This is a genomic window from Pseudomonas sp. AL03 (assembly GCF_029960815.1).
Taxonomy (GTDB): Bacteria; Pseudomonadota; Gammaproteobacteria; order Pseudomonadales; family Pseudomonadaceae; genus Aquipseudomonas.
The window spans coordinates 14,917-35,752 of the sequence record NZ_JASBRE010000005.1 but is presented as its reverse complement, the minus strand read 5'-3'; the positions used below and the strand labels follow the sequence as shown (position 1 = coordinate 35,752).

The 20,836-nt window shown below is 62.3% G+C and carries 11 protein-coding genes and 2 pseudogenes; 5 read left to right on the top strand and 8 right to left on the bottom strand.

The genetic code is table 11. The annotated features are described in order from the left end of the window. Positions 1 to 39: 39 nt before the first annotated feature. A complete protein-coding gene (locus tag QK293_RS06890; RefSeq protein WP_282376644.1) occupies positions 40 to 10,455 on the bottom strand; it encodes an autotransporter-associated beta strand repeat-containing protein in 10,416 nt (3,471 codons plus the stop codon). A 442-nt stretch (positions 10,456 to 10,897) separates the two neighbouring features. Between QK293_RS06890 and QK293_RS06885 the strand changes: the two genes are divergently transcribed. The 3 genes from QK293_RS06885 to QK293_RS06875 all read left to right on the top strand — a co-directional run bounded on the left by QK293_RS06885 (position 10,898) and on the right by QK293_RS06875 (position 11,637). Continuing rightward, positions 10,898 to 11,026 (top strand): hypothetical protein, encoded by a 129-nt coding sequence (locus QK293_RS06885; protein ID WP_282376402.1) that lies wholly within the window; start codon positions 10,898 to 10,900, stop codon positions 11,024 to 11,026. Positions 11,027 to 11,092: 66 nt separating this feature from the next. Next, complete coding sequence (locus tag QK293_RS06880) at positions 11,093 to 11,320, top strand: DUF6555 family protein (RefSeq protein WP_008152143.1); 228 nt, start codon at positions 11,093 to 11,095, stop codon at positions 11,318 to 11,320. A 38-nt stretch (positions 11,321 to 11,358) separates the two neighbouring features. Beyond that, positions 11,359 to 11,637 (top strand): hypothetical protein, encoded by a 279-nt coding sequence (locus QK293_RS06875; RefSeq protein ID WP_282376398.1) that lies wholly within the window; start codon positions 11,359 to 11,361, stop codon positions 11,635 to 11,637. 26 nt (positions 11,638 to 11,663) lie between these two features. Here the strand turns inward: QK293_RS06875 and QK293_RS06870 are convergent, their stop codons facing one another. From QK293_RS06870 to QK293_RS06860, 3 genes and pseudogenes are all read right to left on the bottom strand, one after another. Further along, positions 11,664 to 11,828 (bottom strand): metallothionein, encoded by a 165-nt coding sequence (locus QK293_RS06870; RefSeq protein ID WP_282376397.1) that lies wholly within the window; start codon positions 11,826 to 11,828, stop codon positions 11,664 to 11,666. Positions 11,829 to 11,900: 72 nt separating this feature from the next. Continuing rightward, on the bottom strand, positions 11,901 to 12,347 hold the full coding sequence (locus QK293_RS06865) for a DMT family transporter (protein ID WP_282376396.1): 447 nt from the start codon (positions 12,345 to 12,347) through the stop codon (positions 11,901 to 11,903). A gap of 7 nt (positions 12,348 to 12,354) precedes the next feature. Beyond that, a pseudogene (locus QK293_RS06860) lies at positions 12,355 to 12,684 on the bottom strand (DMT family transporter); the annotation flags it as partial. Between the two features lie 28 nt (positions 12,685 to 12,712). Here QK293_RS06860 and QK293_RS06855 point away from each other — a divergent pair. After that, positions 12,713 to 13,168 (top strand): annotated as a pseudogene (locus QK293_RS06855) (substrate binding domain-containing protein); the annotation flags it as partial. Positions 13,169 to 13,322: 154 nt separating this feature from the next. On the opposite strand, the gene QK293_RS06850 reads toward QK293_RS06855, so the two are convergent. Both QK293_RS06850 and QK293_RS06845 read right to left on the bottom strand, forming a co-directional pair. Beyond that, the gene (locus QK293_RS06850) at positions 13,323 to 15,005 is read right to left on the bottom strand and encodes a methyl-accepting chemotaxis protein (protein WP_282376395.1); all 1,683 of its coding nucleotides are present in this window, start codon (positions 15,003 to 15,005) and stop codon (positions 13,323 to 13,325) included. A gap of 73 nt (positions 15,006 to 15,078) precedes the next feature. Then, the gene (locus QK293_RS06845; RefSeq protein ID WP_282376643.1) at positions 15,079 to 16,395 is read right to left on the bottom strand and encodes a Na+/H+ antiporter NhaC family protein; all 1,317 of its coding nucleotides are present in this window, start codon (positions 16,393 to 16,395) and stop codon (positions 15,079 to 15,081) included. Positions 16,396 to 16,588: 193 nt separating this feature from the next. Here QK293_RS06845 and QK293_RS06840 point away from each other — a divergent pair, with 193 nt between their 5' ends. Then, complete coding sequence (locus tag QK293_RS06840) at positions 16,589 to 18,736, top strand: methyl-accepting chemotaxis protein (RefSeq protein ID WP_282376393.1); 2,148 nt, start codon at positions 16,589 to 16,591, stop codon at positions 18,734 to 18,736. A gap of 121 nt (positions 18,737 to 18,857) precedes the next feature. Here the strand turns inward: QK293_RS06840 and QK293_RS06835 are convergent, their stop codons facing one another. Then, positions 18,858 to 20,171, bottom strand: coding sequence for a sensor histidine kinase (locus QK293_RS06835; protein WP_282376392.1), 1,314 nt, complete (start codon positions 20,169 to 20,171; stop codon positions 18,858 to 18,860). Beyond that, entirely contained in the window at positions 20,168 to 20,836 is a 669-nt protein-coding gene (locus QK293_RS06830; RefSeq protein WP_282376391.1) for a response regulator transcription factor, read from the bottom strand. Before QK293_RS06830 ends, QK293_RS06835 begins: the two co-directional genes overlap by 4 nt.

Genomic DNA, 20,836 nt, shown 5'->3' with positions numbered 1-20,836 from the left:
TCACCGCCCTTACGGGCGGCTAAAACACTTCAATGCCGATCAGAATCCAAGGCTGAAGCTGATCGTCATTGCGTGGTCCTCGTTTTTACCCGACACCTGCCCCGAATAACCGAGGCCGAGTTTGCCGGTCGGGCTGATCTGGAAGTCGATGCCCGCTTCCAGCAGTGCGCTGTCCTTGGCAATCGGCACACCCTGGATGCTGAACGAGGCGCCGCCATCGATGAAGCTCAGGTCGGCGTCCGGTTCGGTATCGTCGAAAGCATGGCGCCAGCCGAGGGCGGCACGGGGGGTGAATTGCCCGCCGTTGGCCAGGGTGATGACTTTGCCGGCGCGTAGCCCGAGGGTGGAGAAGGTGATGTCCTGTTCGGCGTCGGCCTTCAGGCGCCCCACTCCACCTTTTTCATGGGCGGTCTCGCTGTCGTAGTTGACGTAGGACAGACCGGCAAACGGTTCCAGTGCAATGCCGGCCGCTTCGACGGTGTATCCCACTTCACCGAACACTTGTGCACTACGCGCGTCGTAATGGGCCTCCAACCGATCGTTATAGGCGCCGACGCTGACGTCGCGTTTGCTTTCGATATCGTGCCAGCTGTAAGCCGCACCCAGGCGCACGGCCAATGCATCGAACTGCGAGTTTAGATACGCCGCCAGGTGGTAGCTCTCGACCGTGGCGTCGGAACGTCGGTCCTGCGCGTCCAGATCGCTGCGGGTGTAACCGGCGGCCATCCCCGCCCGCCATTGATCGTCGATCTGTTTGTCGGTGCCGAGCATGAAGCCACTGAGGTTGCGATCAAGCTTGGCGCTGTTGCTGTCGCCATCCATCTCGCCCCAGGCGCCAAGTGCACGCATCCAGCCGACCATTTCGCCGTGGCAACCGCCGCTGGTCAGGCGATTCTCGCTCGGGGCCAGGGTCCGGCGTGGATCATCCCGCCCACTGCAGGACGGTTGGCGCATGCGGTCGTTGACGGCGTCACGGATGTAACGCGAGTCTTCAAGTATCGCGCTGGCGGTGCTGGCGTGAATTTCCCCGGACAAGCTGTCGAACGCAGCACGGGCACCGGCGCTACTAAGGTTGACGATTTCGTTCTGCAGCGCCGCACCGGCGACGCCATTGCGGGTCAGGGCCGAGGCCGTGCTGCGCTGGTTACCGGTGGCCGCGACATCAACGAAGGATGTCTGGTTGCGGCTGACGGCCAGGTCGACTCCGTTGGCGTTGTACACCAGCGAGGTGTCGAGGAATGCTGTGTCCGGCAGATTGATGGTGCTAAACGTGCCGTTGACGCCTCCGCCCGCCGTAATCAACGCATAAGTGGTGTTACCGGTAAATGGCACGAGGTTGCTCACTACAAGGCTTCCATTGAGGGTCGCCGTGCCGCCCACCACCAGTGGCGTGACGGTTGCTGACGTGAGTGTCAGCGCCAACACACCCTCCGCTTCGTTGGTGAAGTTACCGGCGATGCGCAGGTTGCCCTGGCTTGCACCAGACACCACCAGACCATGGTTGTCCACCGAACCGACGCTGCCGTTACCACTCAACCCGGCGCCATTGGCCACGGTGACCTGACCACCAAAAGTACTCGGCGTCGCAGCATCGCCCACCTGCAACACGCCTTGCTCCACTTCAACAGTGCCACTGAACGGCTGATCCCCCGTCAGCAGCAAGACCCCGGCGCCTTGTTTGACCACGTTGCCGGTGCCGCTGAGTACTCCGTTGAAACGACCGTTGGTGTTCTGCGCAAACAACATCCGCGCTTTGTTCAGGAAACGCCCCCGCAGGCTGGTGGTGTTACCGACCAACGTACCGCCACTGACCGTCGTGCCGCCGCTGTAGGTGTTGGCACCGCTCAGCACCAGGATGCCGGAATCCAGCTTCTCGATCCCGCCGCTGCCCACCACAGGCGCGGAGATTTCCGTGGTGACGCCGCCATTGATCCGCACAGCGGCCAGGCTGCCATCGGTCGCGTTGATCGGCGTCAGACTGCCGCCCGGGCCTTGAACCAGGCTGTAACCATTGTCGAGGACCTGCAACCCGGTGAAGCCCTGATTACCAAGCACGGTGACGGTACCGCCCCGCCCACCAAACACCGCGAACCGGCGGTTCGAACCCAGGCTCGCGGTGCCGCTGGCGTTAGTCCAGTTAGTGCTCGGGCCCCATATGCCGCTGCCGCCAACGATGCTGCCATCGGCATTGGTTTTGCCACCGTTCCAGAACTGCACTTCACCCGCGGCACTTTGCACCAGCAGGTTGACCTGATTGGCCAGCGCCGTTTGCAGGGTCAGGCTTGCTGCCGACACCCCACCCGGCAACGTGCCATAGGCCAGGCCGTTGTCGGCCAGGCTGCCGCCGTAGCGGAACAGTTGATAGACACCGGTGCCGAAGCTGCCGGCATTGCTGATGTTCAGCGTACCGTCGAGAGTCAGGTTACCGGCGACGTCGACCACAGTGGTCGAGCTGCTGGCCGAGCCGAGACTGAAGTCCAGGTTAGTACCCGAAGACAACGCCAGGGAACCGACCGACAGCGGCGTTGCACGGCTGCCACCGATCAGGGTCGCACCGCTGGCCAGTTGCACCGCGCCGCCGAGTTGACCGCTACCACCGATCTTTGCCCCGCTCGCCACGTTCACGTTGGCACTGTCGAGGGTGCCATTGACTAGCAACGAGCCGGCCTGGACGTTGGTGTTACCCGTGAAGCCGCTGGTGCCGGTCAACAACAAGTCGCCCGCGCCGTTTTTGCTCAGCGTACCGCTGCCGGTGAGGTTGCCGGTGTAGCTGCCGTTGCTGGTTTGCTCGAAGGTCAGTGCGGCGTTGTTGAGGATCGCGCCTTGCAGGCTGCTGGTGTTCCCGCGGGTACTGCCGCCGTTGAGGGTGGTGCCGCCGCTGTAGGTACTGGCGCCGCTGAGCAACAGCACACCATTGCCGTTTTTCACCAGACTGCCGATGCCGGCGATTACGCCACTGAGCGTGGTGTCCTGGGTGCCGACCAGGTTCAACTGGCCAGCGAGGTTGATGGCGTTCGCCAATTGCAGGGCGGCTGCGCTGTCCAGTTGAGCACTGCCACCGACGCCGAGCGCACCGGTACCGATGGCGCTGTTGTTGCCAAGCATCAACGAACCGGCGTTCAACTGCGTGCCGCCTGCGTAAGTGTTGCTGCCATTGAGGGTCAGGCTTGAAGCGCCATTTTTGATCAAGCTGCCGGCGCCGCTGACGACGCCGCCGAGGGTCAGCGCGTTGGAGCCCGCCACGCGCATCCCGCCGTTCAGCACCACCGCGTTAGCGAGGCTGACCGCGATGTTGCTGTCCAGCGCAGTGCCGTTGGCGGCGGTCAATACACCGCTGCCCAGGGCGCCGTTGTGGCCCACGACCAGTTTGCCGCCGTTCAGCGTCGTGCCGCCGGTGTAGCCGTTGGCCGCGTTGAGCACCAGGGTGCCGGTGTCGTATTTGCCGAGGGTGCCGGCACCGTTGATGGCCACGCCGATCGTGGCAGTGGCGTTCGGATCGACCCGAACGGTCGCGTTGCCCAATGCGCCATTGGCCAGCGTCAATTGGCCCGCCGTACCATTCAACAGGGTGTAGCCGTCAGTGACGAACTGCATGCCGGTGATGGTTTGCGCACCGTTGACAGTGACGTTGCCCGCCGTGCCCTGGAACACCGCAAAGCTGGAAGCCCAGGCCTGATTGAGGGTACCGTCGACATTGGTCCAGTTAGTGGTGCCGCTGCCCCAGGCGCCGCTGCCGCCATTAATCGCGCCGTTGCCGACCAGTTGCGCGCCGTCCCAGAACTGCACGGTGGTGTTCGGTGCGGTGACCAGCAGGTTGACTTGGCTGCCCACGGCCGTCTGCACTTGCAGGTCACCCGGCACTACACTGCCCGGCACGCTGCCGACCACCAGACCGTTGTCGGTCAAGGCGCCGGTGTAGTTGATGATGCGATACACGCCGCTGCCGAAGCCGCCGATGTCGCTGACGTTCAAGGTGCCGTCGAGGGTCAGGTTGCCGCCGACATTGATCAGCGCATTGCCGCCACCGGACACCGGCACACCGAGCCCGACGTCAAGGTTGGAGTTGCCACTCAAGGCCAGTGAACCCACTGACAACGTGCTGCCGGTGGCCAGTGCAACGCGGCCGCCATCGGTGACATTCACCGCGCCGTTGAGGCGGCCGCTGCCGGCGAGGGTGCCGCCGCTGTTGACCGCAACGTTGGCACTGTCCAGCGAACCGCTGACATTCAGGGTGCCGCCGTTGATGCGGGTGTCGCCGGTCAGGGAATTGATGCCCGTGAGGGTGAAAGTGCCGCTGCCGAGTTTGTCCAGCAAACCGCTGCCGGTGAGATCTCCGTCAAAAGTGCTGCTCGAATTGTTGCCGCCGATGCTTAGCGTGTTGCCAGCACCAATAAGCGCCGCACCGCTGCCAGTGAGGCTGGCGAGGCGGGAGGAAGCGCCGAGGTTGAGGTGGGTTCCCGCCCCCAGATTGACTCCGGCGTTGTTGCCCAAGGCCGTGGCGATGGTGGTGCTCAAGCTGCCGCCCAGTACGTTGAAGGTGCCGCTGAAGGTGTTGGTGCCGCTGAGGGTCAGGTCCGCCGCGCCATTTTTCGTCAGGGTCCCGACACCGGCAACAACACCGGACAAGGCCAGGTTATGGGTGCCGGCCAGATTCAACGCAGCATTGACGTTGAGGTTGTTGGCCACGCTCAACGCCGCGCTGTTATCCAGCGTGGAAGCGCCAGCGACGGTCAACGCCCCAGTGCCCAGCGCTGCGGCGTTGCCGAGGGTCAGGGTGCCGGCGTTCAGGGTGGTGTCACCCTGGGTGTTGACGCCGTTGAGGATCAGGTTGGCCGCGCCATTCTTGGTCAGGCCAGCGGTGCCGCTGAGCACACCGCCGAGGGTCAGGTCATTGCTGCCGCTCACCGCGAGGTTGGCGTTCAGCCCGATGTTATTGGCCAGGTTCAGCGCCGTGTTGGTATCCAGCGTCGAGGCGCCAACGACTGTCAGGTTACCCAGGCCAAGGCCCGAGGCATTACCGACCGTCAGGGTCCCGGCATTCAGGGTGACACCGCCGAGAAAGCCGTTGAAGCCATTCAGGGTCAGGTTGGCCGCGCCGTTTTTGCTCAGGCTGCCCGCGCCGTTGACGGCACCGTTAAGGGTCAGGTCTGCGGTGCCAGCGACGGCGAGGTTACCGGCCAGGTTGACCACGTTGTTGACGGTGACCGCAGAGGCGGCGTCGAGGGTGGTGCCGTTGGCGGCATTCAGCGCACCTGCGCCCAGCGCCGAATTGGAAGCCAGAATCAACCCGCCAGCGTTCAACGCGACCGGGCCGAGGAAGCTGTTGTTGCCACCGAGGGTCAGGTTAGCCGCGCCGGCTTTGATCAAACCGCCCACACCGCCGATTGCCCCGTTGAGGGTCAATGCATTCGAACCACCGACGTTCAAGTTGCCGGCCAGATCGACGGTATTGCTGAGGGTGACGGCGTTGTTGCTGTCAAGGGTGACGCCCGAAGCGGTAGTGAGAAGACCGCTGCCCAGCGCCGTGTTGCTGCCAACCACTATCATGCCGCCATTAAGCAAGGTGCCGCCGGTATAACTGTTGGCGCCGTTGAGTACCAGGGTGCCGCTGTCGAGTTTGGCCAGGGTGCCGACGCCGTCGATACCGACGCCGATGGTCGCTGTGGAGCCCGGATCAACCCGGATCGCTGTATTGCCGCCGGTGCCGTTCACCGCAGTCAACTGCCCCGCCGCGCCGGTCAACAGGTTGTAGCCGTCGGTGACGAACTGCATGCCGTTAAAGGTCTGCGTGCCGTTCACCGTCACGTTACCCGCCGTGCCCTGAAAGATTGCGAAGTCGCTGGCCCAGGTCTGGTTCAGCAAACCATTGACCGAGGTCCAGTTGGTGCTGCCGGAACTCCAGGTCCCGGTGCCGCCGTCCACCGTACCGTTTGGCGAGGTTTGGCTGCCGTCCCAGAAACGCAGGTTCAGGTTTGGCGCCGTCACCAGCAAGTTGATCTGGTTGCCGACCGACGTTTGCACCGCCAGGTCCGCCAGGCTGAAGCCGACCGGGATGGCGCCCACGTTCATACCCAGGTTCAGCAGGCTGCCGGTGTAGTTGATCAAGCGATACACACCGATACCAAAACCACCGGCGTCGGTGACGTTGAGTATGCCGTCCAGGGTCAGGTTGCCGCCGATGTTCAGCAGCGAATTGGTGGACGGTGCGCCGAGGGCGACGTCCATATTGGAGGTGCTGCCCAAGGCCAGCGAACCGACCGACAAGGTGTTGCCGCTAATCAGGTCCAGATGACCACCGTTGGCCACGCTCAATGCGCCCAACAACGAACCGGTGCCGGTCAGGGTCGCGCCACTGCTGACGCCAACGTTGGCACTGCCCAGCGAACCGCTGAGGTCCAGGGTGCCGCCGCTGACCAGGGTGTCGCCGGTGATGCCATTGATGCCGGTGAGGTTGAGGGTGCCGGTGCCGACTTTGGTCAAGCCGCCAGCGCCGGCCAGGCCACCGTCGAAGGTGCTGGTGGTACTGACGCCGCCCACCGACAAGGTGCTGCCCGAGCCGATCAGTACACCACCGCTGCCGCTAAGGCCTGCGAGGCTGGCATCGCTGCCCAGGTTGAGGCTGGCGCCGGCGCTGATGGTCGCGCCGGAGGAGTTGCCCAATGCGCCGGTGCTGGCGGCGGTGACGCTGCCGGATAAAATGTTCAAGGCCCCGGTGAAGGTGTTGTTGCCGCTCAGGGTCAGGTCGGCCAGGCCGTTTTTGTTCAGCGCACCCGCGCCGTCGATGACGCCGCCCAGGTTCATATTGTTGTTGCCGGCCACACTCAGATCGGCATTCAGCGTCAGGGCGTTGGCCAGGGTGAAGGTGGCGCTGTTGTCCAGCGTTGAAGTACCGGCCACGGTCAGTGCGCCGGAGCCCAGCGCCCCGCCACTGCCCAACGTCAGGGTACCGGCGTTCAGGGTGGTGCCGCCCAGGTAGGTATTGACGCCATTGAGAGTCAGGTTGGCCGCGCCATTCTTGATCAACTGATTGGTACCGCTGATCACGCCGCCCAAGGTCAGGCCCTGGGTGCCGCCGACGGTCAGGTCGGCACTCAGTGCAACGTTGCTGCCCAGGTTGACCGGGGCGTTGCTGTCGAGTGTTGCCGCACCGCCAACGGTCAGGTTGCCCAAGCCCAGTGCCGAGCCGTTGCCGACGGTCAGGGTGCCGGCGTTCAGGGTGGTGCCGCCGAGGAAGCCGTTGGCGCCGTTGAGGACTAGATTCGCCGTGCCGTTTTTCACCAGACTGCCGGCGCCGTTGACCAGCCCGGTCAGGGTCAGGTCAGCCGTGCCGCCGATGTTCAAAGCACCGGCCAGGTTCACCTGATTGAGGAGGCTGACGGCGGTGTTGCTGTCCAGCGTGGTGTTGGCCGCCGCGTCCAACGCGCCGCTGCCCAAGGCACCGCTGGCACCGACGATCAGCTTGCCGCTGTTCAGCGCGGTGGCGCCGAGGTAGTTGTTGGCGTGGTTGAGGGTCAGGTCGGCCGCGCCGCTTTTGATCAGCCCGCCAATACCGCTGACGGCGCCATTAAGGATCAGCGCATTACTGCCACCGAGCGTCAGGTTGCCGCCCAGGTTGACCGCGTTGGCCAGGGTTGTCGCGGTGCTGGCATCAAGGGTGGTGCCACCGGCAACGTTCAATGCGCCGGCGCCCAACGCGGTATTGGACCCGACGATCAGTGAACCGGCATTCAGAGCGGTGGTGCCCACATACGTGTTAGCGCCGGTGAGGGTCAGGTTGGACGCGCCAGTCTTGATCAGCCCGCCCGCGCCGCCGATGATGCCGTCGAGAGTCAGCGCGCTGGCGCCGCCGGTGGTCAGGTTGGCGTTGAGGTTGATTGCGTTGCTCAGGCTCAGGGCCGAGCTGCCAGTAAGCGTGCTGGCGCCGCCCACGGTCAGGGCCCCGGTGCCCAGCGCGTTGGTGTTGCCGACGGTGATGCTGCCGTCATTGAGCGTGGCGCCGCCCTGGAAGGTGTTGATGCCGTTGAGGCTCAGGTCGGCCGCGCCGTTCTTGATCAACTGGCTGGTGCCGCTGAGCACGCCGTCGAGGATCAGGGTATTGGTGCCGCCGACCGTCAGGTCTGCGTTCACGGCAATGTCATTGGCGATAGCGACACCGGTGCTGCTGTCCAGCGTCGATGCGCCGTCGACAGTCAGCGCGCCGCTGCTCAAGGCACTGGCGTTGCCGACGGTCAGGCCGCCCGCATTCAGGGTGGTGCCGCCGAGGAAGGTATTGGCGCCGTTGAGCGTAAGGTTGGCGGTGCCGTTTTTGGTCAGGCCGCCGCTGCCGCCGACCGCACCGCTGAGGGTCAGGTTGGCGGTACCGCCGATGTTCAGGTTACCGGTGGTGTTCACCGCGTTGGTCACCGCAACGCCGGTGCTAGCATCTAGTGTGGTACCGGCGGCGGTGTTCAGGGTGCCCAGGCCCAATGCGGAGTTGGAGCCGAGTATCAGCGTGCCGGCGTTCAGTGCGGTGTCGCCGCCGTAGCCGTTGGTGCCGCCAAGGGTCAACGCGGCGCTGCCATTCTTGATCAACCCACCCGCGCCATTGACCACGCCGGCCAGGTTCAACGCCTGGGTGCCGCCAATGGTGAGGTCGGCGCCGAGGTTGACCGCGTTAGCCAAAGTAACGGCAACGCTAGTGTCGAGGGACGTGCCGGCTGCGGTGTTCAACGCACCGGTTCCCAGCGCCGTGTTGGACGCCAGAATCAGCGCGCCGGCATTTAGCGCGGTCGGGCCGAGATAGTTGTTGTTGCCGCCCAGGGTCAGGGTCGACAGGCCATTCTTGATCAAGCCGCTGGAGCCGGAAATCAGGCCATTGAGGGTCAGCGCGTTGCTGCCCACTACGGTCAGGCTGCCATTCAGTGATATGGCGTTGTTCAGGGTGACGCCGGTGGTGGTGTTGAGGCTCGCCGCCGCGTTGACGTTCAGCGCGCCGCTGCCGATGGCATTGCTGTTGCCCAGGCTCAAGGTGCCGGCGTTCAGGTCGGTGCTGCCGGTGTAGCCGGCATTGTTGCCGGTCAGCGCCAGGGTGCCGCTGCCGTCTTTCGAAATACCGCCCGCGCCACTGATCAGCCCCGCCAGGGTCAGGTTCCCGACACCTGAAGTGCCGACGGCGCTGTTGAGCACAATGGCGTTGTTCAGTGTAATGGTGCCCGGCGCCTGCAGTACGGTCGAACCGTCCACGGTCACCGTGCCGGTGCTGAACGCCAGGTTGTTGCCCAGTTGCACCGAGCCGTCATTGAGGGTGGTGCCGCCCAAATAGGTGTTGGCGCCGTTGAGAATGAGTTGGCCGGTGCCGTTTTTGGTGATGCCGCCACTGCCGCTCACCACGTTGCCTAGGGTGATGGCGTTGGTGCCGAGCAACTGCAAACCGCTGACGCCCAGAGTGATCAGGTTGCTCAACGACAAACCGCCGCTACTGGCCTGCAACCCGCCGCCATTGGAAGTCAGCACGCCGCTGCCGAAGGTCGAGCTGTTGTTGAACTGGGCGATACCGCCATTGAGCGTGGTGCTGCCGGAGATCAACGGACCTTGCAGGGTCCAGGTACCGCTGTTGACCGTCAGGTTGTTGAAATTGACGTAATTGAGACTGGAAACCGTGCCGGCGCCAGAGGTGCCGCCGCCGATGCCGATCGGGTTTTGCAGGATCAGCGAGTTGATGCCCCCGGCCCCGCCATCAATCTGGCCCGTCGGCGCAAAAGTCAGGTTGACGTTGATCAACCCGCCCAGCGCCAGGCCAATGCCGCCGCCGGTGGAAATGGTCGAACCGGTAATCGCGGTGAAGGTGTTGGTGCTGCCGTCGCCCATCGATACGCTGCCGGTGAGGGTGCCGGAGTTGATAAACGTATTGCCGCTGGCCGACGATTCGAAAGCCACCCGGCCGTTTATTGTGCCGGCGTTGATCACATTGACCTGGGCGCCGCCACGTGCCGCCACAATCGGGGTGTCGGCCGAGAACAGCGTCACGTTCAACAAGGCAGTCGAATCAAGGGTGCCGTTGTTGACGATGTGGGTGCTGCCGCCAGCGCTGTTGTTGATGTTCAACGCCATGCCGTTCAGGCTGGCCAGGTTCACGCCGAGCAAGTCGGCGGTACCGCGGATAATGCCCGTCGAGGCGTTGGTGATGTTGACCACCGAAGCGCCGGCATTGCCGATCACCGCGCCCGCGCTCAGCAAAGTCACTGCGCCCAGCAAGGCAGGGTCTATCAGCCCGGCGTTGTTCAGCGTGATGTTGTTACCCGTGAGGTTCAGCACCTGCCCGCCCAGCGTGGCGTTCAGTTGCGCGGCGGACCCGACGTTGATGGTCAGGTCATTCACCCCACTGGAAAAGTCGTTGAGGAACAGCGGCAGCGACGGCACACCGCTACAGGTCACCGTCCCGCCCGTCGCCGGGCTGCCCGGTAAACAGGACGCCATCACTTGGGGACTGGCAAGGGTGACAACCACCCCGACGATACCGAGGCGAGCAGCGAAAAAAAGAGGGGAAGTACGCGAAATCGGAACAATGACGGATCTAAGATCCACGGGTAATTCCTTTACTTGGTTAAACCTTTCTTCCTTGAAGGGCGTGCCACAACGGCCATCATGGCCTAGTACCGATCCACACGCGAATCAAGACTGCGACGGTTAAAAAAAACCGTATCACTCCCGATACACGTTAGTTGACCCTCGCAAACCCAACGGTTTAATTACATTAATACGTTAATACTTCGGTGCACGAGGCTCTGGACCAGGCTTGACGGGGAATCCGTTGGTGCAGGAGATTTTGAAGAACTGGTCGGCGTGGGAGACAGGCGTTCCCGAGGCTTGACTGTGAACAGAGTATCTACAGGGATGGAATGACGACCGAAGGTAGATATTGCGCATCTGCATCGGTGTCACTCAGGTCTGGGTGGGCGGCAAGGCCATGGACCGCAATCATTGGGGGTTTCAGAGATTGCAGGGTAACGAGCCACCAACCTTGTCGCTACTGGCGGCATTCATCTGACAATCCGAGTGAATTTTCGGTAACCCAGACGATCCTTGTATTACCACAGGGAGGAATACGGGCTCTATGAACAACGCAAAACTTTTCGTCATTGAATACACCCTTCATGGCGCGCCCAAGTCTTTCATCATCCGCCTGGACAAGATGGATAACGCGGAGGCCTGGCATTGGGCGAGTTGCGACGCGGGGGTCGGAAGAATCCCTCGCTTCGGTCGAGAGAAGGTGCAAAAAACCAGCAAGCCGATGGCGGAAAAATTCGGCGTGGAAAACGTCAAGTGGCGGCCGGCGAATTAACGGATGGCGCAGCTTTGGATAGTTGGAGGGATCGGCGCATGAAAACCACGCAACTCACTCGCACGGCACACCTCGACTACGGCCTCGATACGCTGTTCGGTCGAATCACCAAAAGTGCCGAGTGTCAGGTCGGCCTTGAACAAGTCGAGCATGACCCGACCCGCTTCGCACTACGCATCCAGTCCCCTATACCGCAAGATCTGGAACAGGCAAAGACGGTGTTGGTGAAGGTGGATGGACGACGACTCAATGGAATCATCCGCCATACCGAACGGCTGGAAGATCAAAGTCTGAAACTGGAAGTGGAGCCCGAATAGGCTCCACGTTCTGTGCGTGGCTGATGTCAGCCTTTGGCGCACTTGCAGCCCTTGCTGGCACATTCTTCGCCATGTTCGTGGTGCTTGGCGCAAGCTTCACAGCAATAGTGCTTGCCGTGGCGTGCGATCGGGTGCTCGCCCAGTTTGCAGGAGCATTTGGGGCAGTCGCATTTACTGTCACTGTTGATCATGTGTCTGACTCCAGGGTTGTGGTCGTCCGGGTCTCGCAAATACGACCCGTACCACCAGTGTAGGAGCTTGCGTCAGCCCTGCCGCGTACTGCTGCGATACATGAACACCAACGCCAACGCGAGACACACCATCGCCAGCATCCGGCTACTCGACAACTCGATCGCCGGGTTCCCCAGCCAGCCGAAGTTATCAATCAACATCCCCATCCCCAGTTGCCCGACGATCGCCGCCACCGCCGTGCCGACCCGTGGCACCGCGCCGACCATCACCATCATGTACACCACCCCGAACAGCGCGCCGCTGAGCTGCCATTTCGGCACGTCCAGCAAACTCACGGCATGGGCCGGCTCGAAAAACACGATCAGCAGCCCGGTGGTCACTGCACCGACCACGAAGGTCAGCAAACTGCTGCGCAACACGCCGACCGTTTCGCCCAGCCGCCCATTGATCGCCGCCTGGACACTCAACACCGCACCGGCGGCCACGACCCCCGCCAACAAAATAATCAGATTCATCATCAACCCAAGCGATCAGAACAAGTGCCACGACAATCAGCAACAAAGCCAGCCAACGTTCACCGTTGACCTTTTTGCGTGTGGCGCCGAACCAGCCGAAGTGGTCGATCAACACGCTTTTGCCGACCTGCCCGGAAAGGATCGCGATCATCGTCATGGCAATGCCGATGTGCGGCGTGGCCAGGGTCAGCACGATCACGTACATCGGCCCGAGCAAACCGGCCTCCACGGAAAGGCCCATACCGGCCAGAATCACCAGCGGCAGCAGCAACAGCCGCAACCCTGGCCGGGTGGTCGGCGAGGCGACAACGCCAACGTCGTCGATTGAAGAAGTGTGCATAGAGAAAACCTGCCTGAAGTAAACAATGGCGCGCATTCTGGCGCCCCATCGCTTTCAAGTCACCGCGAGCCCGGCCTATTTGGAGCGTCACGGCACACCGCAACATCCCGAAGAGCTGGCAGCGCATCAGTGCCTAGCCTACAAAGGCGTGACCGGCCAGCAACGCTGGTTTTTCCGCAAGGATCAGCAGGACTGGACGCCCTACTCGGTGAAGGGACCGATCACCGGCAACCACGCCGACACCCTGACTCAAGCCGCCGAACAAGGCTTGGGGTTGGTGATGTTTCCATCGTGGCTGATGGGTGAAGCGGTGCGCAACGGCACGCTGGTGCCGGTGCTCGGGGCGTATCAGGTGTCCAACAGCCTTGAACCGCAGATTGCCGTGCTCTGGCCCGGCAGCCGACGGTTGTCGGTGAAGGTGCGGACGGTGATCGATTTCTATGTTGAGTGTTTTGGGGCCGTACCGTATTGGGACAGGCTGTAACCCCCTGTAGCAGCTGGCGCAGCCTGCGTTCGGCTGCGCAGCAGTCGTGAAATCAGGCAGCGCGGTGTATCAGGTAAACCGCGAGCACAGGGTTTACGACTGCTGCGCAGCCGAACGCAGGCTGCGTCAGCTGCTACAAGTGATGCGTCGCGGCTCAGATGCGGAACTGACCCACCAGTTTGCCCAGGCGTTGACCGAGGTCGGCGAGGCTGCGGGAGGTCTGGGCGCCGAGTTGGGTTTCATCGGCCACGCTGTCCACGGCCACGGCGATCTGATGCACGCTGCGGTTGATCTCTTCGGCCACGGCGGTTTGCTCTTCGGCAGCGCTGGCGATCTGCGCGTTCATCGAATTAATGGTACCGATCAGTTGGGCCATGGTATCCAGCGACGCACCCGCTTCGTTGGCCTGAGCGGATGTGCCGTCGCCAGCCTCGCTGGAGCGGCGCATCGCTTCCACGGCCGATTGGGTACCGGCCTGCAAGCGGTCGATCATGCCCTGGATTTCCTGAGTACTGATTTGCGTGCGACTGGCCAGCGCTCGGACCTCGTCAGCGACCACGGCAAAACCACGACCGGCCTCACCGGCGCGGGCGGCTTCAATGGCGGCGTTGAGTGCCAGCAGGTTGGTCTGTTCGGCAATCGAACGGATCACGCCGAGCACGCTGACAATCGACGACACGTCTTTTTGCAGGCTGTCGAGGGACACGCCGCTGCTGCGAATGTCGTCCACCAACGCATGAATCTTCACAATGCTGCCGGCGACCACGCGCTTGGCCGCCTGGCCTTCTTCGTCGGTCTGCTGGGCAGCCACCGCCGCGTTTTGCGCACTCTTCGCCACTTCCTGGGCCGCCGCCGACATTTGGTTGATCGCCGTGGCGACCTGATCGGTCTCGTGACGTTGACGTTCCATCGCCTGATCCGAACGCTGGGCCTGGTCGGAGACCTGATTCACCAGCCCGGTCAGTTGCGAGGTCATTTCGGTGATCTGGCGCACCAGGCCGTGGATCTTGTCGACGAAGCGGTTGAACGAGCCGGCCAGTTCGCCGAGTTCGTCCTGGCTGGTGATGGTCAGGCGACGCGTCAGATCGCCCTCGCCCGCCGCGATGTCATCAAGGTTGTCTTTCATCAGGTTCAGCGGACGCAGGATGGTGTTGGCCAGCAGCAGCCCGGCGGCGGCGATCACCAACAGCACCACCACGGCAATCCCGACGATGCTCAGCACCACGCCTTGCATGCGCTCCTGAACCTTGGCCTCAACCAGCGCGACTTGTGCTTCGATACCGTCAAGGTTCACCGAAGTACCGACCGCCATGTCCCACTTCGGCAGGTATTCGGTGTAGCCCAGTTTAGGCACCAGCACTTGGGTGTTGCCGGGCAGTGGCGAGCTGTATTGCAGGTAGTGAGTGCCATCCTTGGCGACTTTCACCAGGTCGCGGTTGACGTAGACGCCGTTCGGATCGCGGTTGTCCTTGAAGCTCTGGCCCACGCCTTCCGGGCTGCTGGCCTTGAACAGGCGCACGGTGTTGGAGTCGTAGCCGAAGAAGTAGCCGTCCTTGCCGTAGGTGATGCTCGACAGCAGCTTGACCACCTGGGCCCGCGCTGCGTCATCACCGGGGGCGGCCGCATCGTAGAGCGGTTTGATCGTGGTCATGGCCACGGCGACGTAGCTTTGCAGCGTCGCCTTGGCATCGCTGAGCAGGCGCTGGCGAGTTTCCTCGACTTCCTTGCGGGCCTGCTCCTGCAGAATGAACAGCGTGGTCAGGCTGATGACCAGCGCAAAGAGCAACACCGGGAGGATGGCAAGGGACAGGACTTTAGCCTTCAGGCTCATGCGCATACGGTTCACTCTTTTGATTTTATTGGCGTGGTTAAAGGCTTTAACGGCATGCCGGATCAAAAGTTGAATGCGGTTACAGGACCATCGCAGCCACCCAACCAAACGCCAGCAGCGGCAGGTTGTAGTGCAGGAAGGTCGGCACCACGGTGTCCCAGATGTGGTGATGCTGGCCGTCGATATTCAGACCGGAGGTCGGGCCGAGGGTCGAATCCGAAGCTGGCGAACCGGCATCGCCCAACGCGCCGGCGGTGCCGACGATGCTAACGATCGCCAATGGGCTGAAGCCCAGTTGCACGCACAACGGCACGAAAATCACCGCCAGAATCGGTACGGTGGAAAACGACGAGCCGATGCCCATGGTCACTAACAGGCCCACCAACAACATCAGCAACGCGCCAATGGCTTTGCTGTGGCCGATCCATGAAGCCGATGTTTCGACCAGCGTTTGCACTTGCCCGGTGGCTTTAATCACTTCGCCAAACCCGGACGCGGCGATCATGATGAAGCCGATCATCGCCATCATTTTCATGCCTTCGGTGAACAGGTCATCGGTGTCGCGCCACTTCACAATGCCCGATACCGAGAAGATCAGGAAACCCGTCAGCGCGCCGATGATCATCGAGTCCAGCAGCAGCTGAATGATGAACGCTGCTGCGATAGCCAGACCGGCCACCATCAGGCTCAGCGGGTTGTACTGCACCGCGACCTGTTCGACTTGCTCGATCTTTTCCAGGTCGTAGACGCGCTTCTTGCGGTAGCTGATAAACGCCGCCGCGAGCCCGACGACCATGCCCAATGCCGGAATACCCATGGCATGGGTGACGTTGATGCCGCTGATGTCCACACCGCTACGGGCGACGTTGGCCAGCAGGATTTCATTAAGGAAGATGTTGCCGAAACCCACGGGCAGGAACATGTACGGCGTAATCAAACCGAACGTTATGACACAGGCAATCAGCCGGCGGTCCAGCTGCAGCTTGGTCAGGACATACAACAGTGGCGGTACCAGCAACGGAATAAAGGCGATATGTATCGGCAAGATGTTCTGGGACGCGATGGCCACCACCCACAACAAACCGATCAACAGCCATTTGACCTGACGGCCACCGCTGGCGTGCTGACGGTCGACCATCAGCAAGGCTTTGTCTGCCAGGGCATGGGCCAGGCCGGACTTGGCAATGGCCACGGCGAAAGCGCCGAGCAAAGCGTAGGACAACGCGACCGTCGCGCCGCCACCGAGGCCGCTGTTGAAGGCTTTCAGTGTCGCGTCGATGCCCAGGCCACCGGTCAAACCACCCACCAGCGCGCCTACGATCAGCGCGATTACTACGTGCACGCGGGACAGGCTGAGGATCAGCATGACGCCAACCGCGGCAATTACTGCATTAATCATTGTTACCTCAAGGCAAACGGAATGAGCCCGGCCGGCAGTCTGCAAAGAGCCGCCAGCGGATTAAAGAGAGGGTTTTATTAGAGGGCGCGCACTTTGAAGGAAGCAGCCGCAAGCTGCAAGCCTCAAGAAAGCCGATTTGCCGCCGCTACAGTGCAAAGTCTCAGATATTTACCGAATAAAGGACGTCTCCATGTCGCTCAGACAACTTTCCATTCAATGGAAAATCACCCTGCTGGCCGGGCTTTGCCTGGCGGGTATCGTGACCCTGCTGGTGGGTCTTTCGCTGTATCGCATGGAGCACAGCTCCGCGCTGGTGAAAGCCTCGAGCATGGAGATGCTCACCGAAGCCGCCCAGGCCCGGATCGAATCCCAGGGTGAAAACCAGGCGCTGGGGATTCGCCAGCAGTTCATGGATGCCTATCAATATGGCCACGGCTTTTCGCGTCAGGTGCTGTTCCTGCGCGACCAGGCCGAGAAGCGCTTCCTCGATGCCTTTGACCTGCGTGAAGACCTGACTCGCCAGGTCAAGTCGGCCCTGCAAGCCAACCCGGAACTGCTCGGTCTGTCGCTGGTGTTCGAAGCCAATGCGTTGGATGGCAAGGACGATCTGTTCGCTGGTCAAACGGAGCTGGGCAGCAACGACAAGGGCCGTTTCGCCCTTTATTGGTCGCAACCGACTCCGGGCAAGGTGACGTCCATGGCGCTGCCCGAAAGCGACATGGCCGACACCCGCACCGGCCCCAGCGGCGAACCGGCCAACGCCTGGTTCACCTGCCCGCGCACGACCCTCAAGCCCTGCGTGATCGAACCTTACTTCTATGTGATCGATGGCCAGAATGTGCTAATGACCAGCATCGTTTTCCCGCTGATGGTCAACGGTAAAGTCATCGCTTCGCTGTCGGTGGACATCAACCTCAACAGCCTGCAAGCCATCAGCCAGAGCGCGAGCAAGAAGCTCTATGACGGCCAGACCAACGTCAGCATTGTTAGCCCGGTCGGTTTGCTGGCCGGCTACAGCCCGGACGCCAGCAAGCTCAGCCAGCGCCTGGATGCCGTGGACAAAACCAACGGTGCCGAGCTGATCCGCCTGCTCGCCGCCAGCAGCAAGACCGAAAGCCTGCACAATAATCAACAGCTCAAAGTGCTGTCGCCGTTCCAGCCAATTCCCGGTGGCAAGTCCTGGGGCGTGCTGCTCGATGTGCCGGAGAAAGTCCTGGTCGGCCCAGCCGAAGCGCTGAAAAAACAACTTGATGACAGCAACACCGCCGGCACCCTGGTCGAACTCGGCCTGGGTGTGCTGGCCGCGTTGATTGGCCTGTTGCTGGTGTGGCTGATGGCCCGCAGCGTGACCAAACCGATCCTGGGTGTGGCACACATGCTCGAAGACATTGCCAGCGGCGAAGGCGATCTGACCCGGCGCCTGGCCTACGACAAACAAGACGAACTGGGCCAATTGGCCGGCTGGTTCAACCGCTTCCTCGACAAGCTGCAACCGATCATCGCCGAGGTTAAACGCTCGGTGCAGGATGCGCGCAGCACGGCGGATCAGTCGTCCGCCATCGCCACGCAGACCAGCGCCGGCATGGAACAGCAATACCGTCAGGTGGATCAGGTCGCGACCGCGTCCCACGAAATGAGCGCCACGTCTCAAGACGTCGCTCGCAGCGCAGCGCAAGCAGCACAGGCGGCGCGGGATGCGGATCAGGCAACCCGTCGCGGTTTGACCGTGATCGACCGCACCACCACCAGCATCGACAACCTCGCCGCCGACATGAGCGCGGCGATGGTTCAAGTCGAAGGCCTGGCGGCCAACAGCGAGAAGATCGGCTCGGTGCTGGAAGTGATTCGGGCCATCGCCGAACAGACCAACCTGCTGGCGCTTAACGCCGCCATCGAGGCCGCTCGTGCCGGTGAAGCCGGACGCGGTTTTGCCGTAGTGGCCGATGAAGTGCGCAACCTGGCACGCCGGACCCAGGAGTCTGTCGAAGAAACCCGTCTGGTGATCGAGCAGTTGCAGAGCGGCACGCAGGACGTGGTCGGCTCGATGAACAACAGCCACCGCCAGGCTCAGGGCAGTGTCGAGCAGGTGGGTCAGGCGGTGACCGCGCTGCGGCAGATTGGTGAGGCGGTGACGGTGATCAGCGACATGAACTTACAGATTGCTTCTGCTGCGGAAGAGCAGAGCGCGGTGGCTGAGGAAATCAACAACAATGTGGCGACCATTCGGGATGTGACGGAGTCGCTGTCGGAGCAGGCCAATGAGTCGGCGCGGGTGAGTCAGTCGCTCAATAGCCTGGCGAATCAGCAGCAGAGTTTGATGGATCAATTTCGCGTTTAACCCCCTCAAATGATCGTTCCCACGCTCCGCGTGGGAATGCCGCCCGGGACGCTCCGCGTTCCGCTTCTGGAGGTGACGCAGAGCGTCACGGGATGCATTCCCACGCAGAGCGTGGGAACGATCAGCGCTTGGGCAACTCGATCATCACCTTCAACCCGCCCCACTCACTCTCCTCCAACCGCAACACCCCGCCCCACGTATCAACGATATCCCGCACGATCCCCAACCCCAACCCATGCCCATCCGTCTGTTCATCAAGCCGAGTCCCCCGGCTGAACACCTGATCGCGCTGGTGTTCGGGAATCCCCGGCCCATCGTCTTCCACGCTTAACTCATACCCTTCGGCCGTCTCGACCACGCTCAACCGAACCTCGGCATCCGCCCACTTGCAGGCGTTGTCCAGCAGGTTACCGAGCAGTTCGAGCAAATCCTCACGGTCCCACGGCAGTTGCAAACCGGCCGGTGCACGGTAGCTGAGTTCAAGATGCTCACCATGGATCATGTTCAACGTCGCCAACAACCCCGGCAATTGCGCATCGCAATCAAATAACGCCCCCGGCAGCGCATCGCCGGATAACCGTGCGCGATTGAGTTCACGATTGAGTCGTTGCTGGACCTGCTCCAGTTGTGCCTGAATCACCTTGCGCAGTTCCGGATGCGCGTCGAGCTTCTCGCTTGAGGCCAGGCTCAACAACACCGCCAGCGGGGTTTTCAAGGCGTGGCCGAGATTGCCCAGCGCATTGCGCGAGCGCTTGAGGCTGTCTTCGGTGTGAGCGAGCAAATGGTTGATCTGCGCCACCAGCGGTTCAAGCTCTACCGGCACCTGATCATCGAGTTGCGAGCGCTGGCCCTGCTGCAACTGGGCGATCTGCTCACGAGCCTTTTCCAGTGGGCGCAAGGCGCGGCGCACGGTAATCCGTTGCAGCAGCAGAATCAGCAGCAACCCCGCCAATCCCAGACCGAGACCCACCTGTTGCATACGCAGGAAGCTCTCGCGAACCGGCGTGTAATCCTGGGCCACGCTGATCGAAATTGATTGGCCGAGCCGTCGATAGTCCGACCGCAGCACCAGCAATTGCTGCCCTTCCGGCCCCAATTGCAGGTTGCTGTGCAGGCCGGCATGGTCGAGGCGCGGCATGTCCTGATCCCATAGCGAACGGGAGCGCCAATGGCTGTCGGCGAAGTCGATGCGGAAGTAATGCCCGGAAAACGGTCGCTGATAGGCCGGTGACAGGTGCCGCTCATCCAGCTGCAACCCCTGCGGCCCACGCACCAGCGCCACCAGCAGGTTTTCGCTGTCGTTGCGCAGGCCGGCTTCGAGGTAGCGCTGCAAACCCATTTCAAACAGCCACAGGCTGGTCTGCGCCAGCACCAGGCCGACGATCACCATCACGCTGATCAGCCCCAGACTCAAGCGGCGCTGGATCGACCTCACTGGGCTTGCCCGCCGAACAGGTAACCCTGGCCACGACGGGTTTCGATAACGCTGCGCCCGAGTTTGCGCCGCAGGTGGTTGACGTGGACTTCGAGCACGTTGGAGTCGCGCTCGGTTTCACCATCGTAGAGGTGTTCGGCGAGGTGGCTTTTGGAAAGAATCTGCTCGGGGTGCAGCATGAAATAACGCAGCAGACGGAATTCAGCGGCGGTGAGCTGAATGTCGGCGCCGTCGCGGGTCACGCATTGACGGCCTTCGTCCAGGTGCAGTCCGGCAGCCTTGAGTGTCGGCTGGTTGGCATGGCCATGGGAGCGGCGCAACAGCGCCTGGACCCGCAAATGCAGCTCTTCGGGGTGGAAGGGTTTGGTCAGATAGTCGTCAGCGCCAGCCTTGAGGCCTTCGATCCGTTCGGCCCAGGAATCACGGGCGGTGAGGATCAGCACGGGGGTGGCCAAGCCACCGGCCCGCCATTGGCTCAGCACGTCGAGTCCTGGCAAACCTGGCAGACCGAGGTCAAGGATGATCAGGTCATAAGGCTCGCTGCTGCCCTGATACACCGCATCGCGACCGTCGGCCAGCCAGTCCACGGCGTACCCCTGCCGATTGAGGCCGGCCATCAATTCGTCGGCCAGCGGCACATGGTCTTCCACCAGAAGCAAACGCAT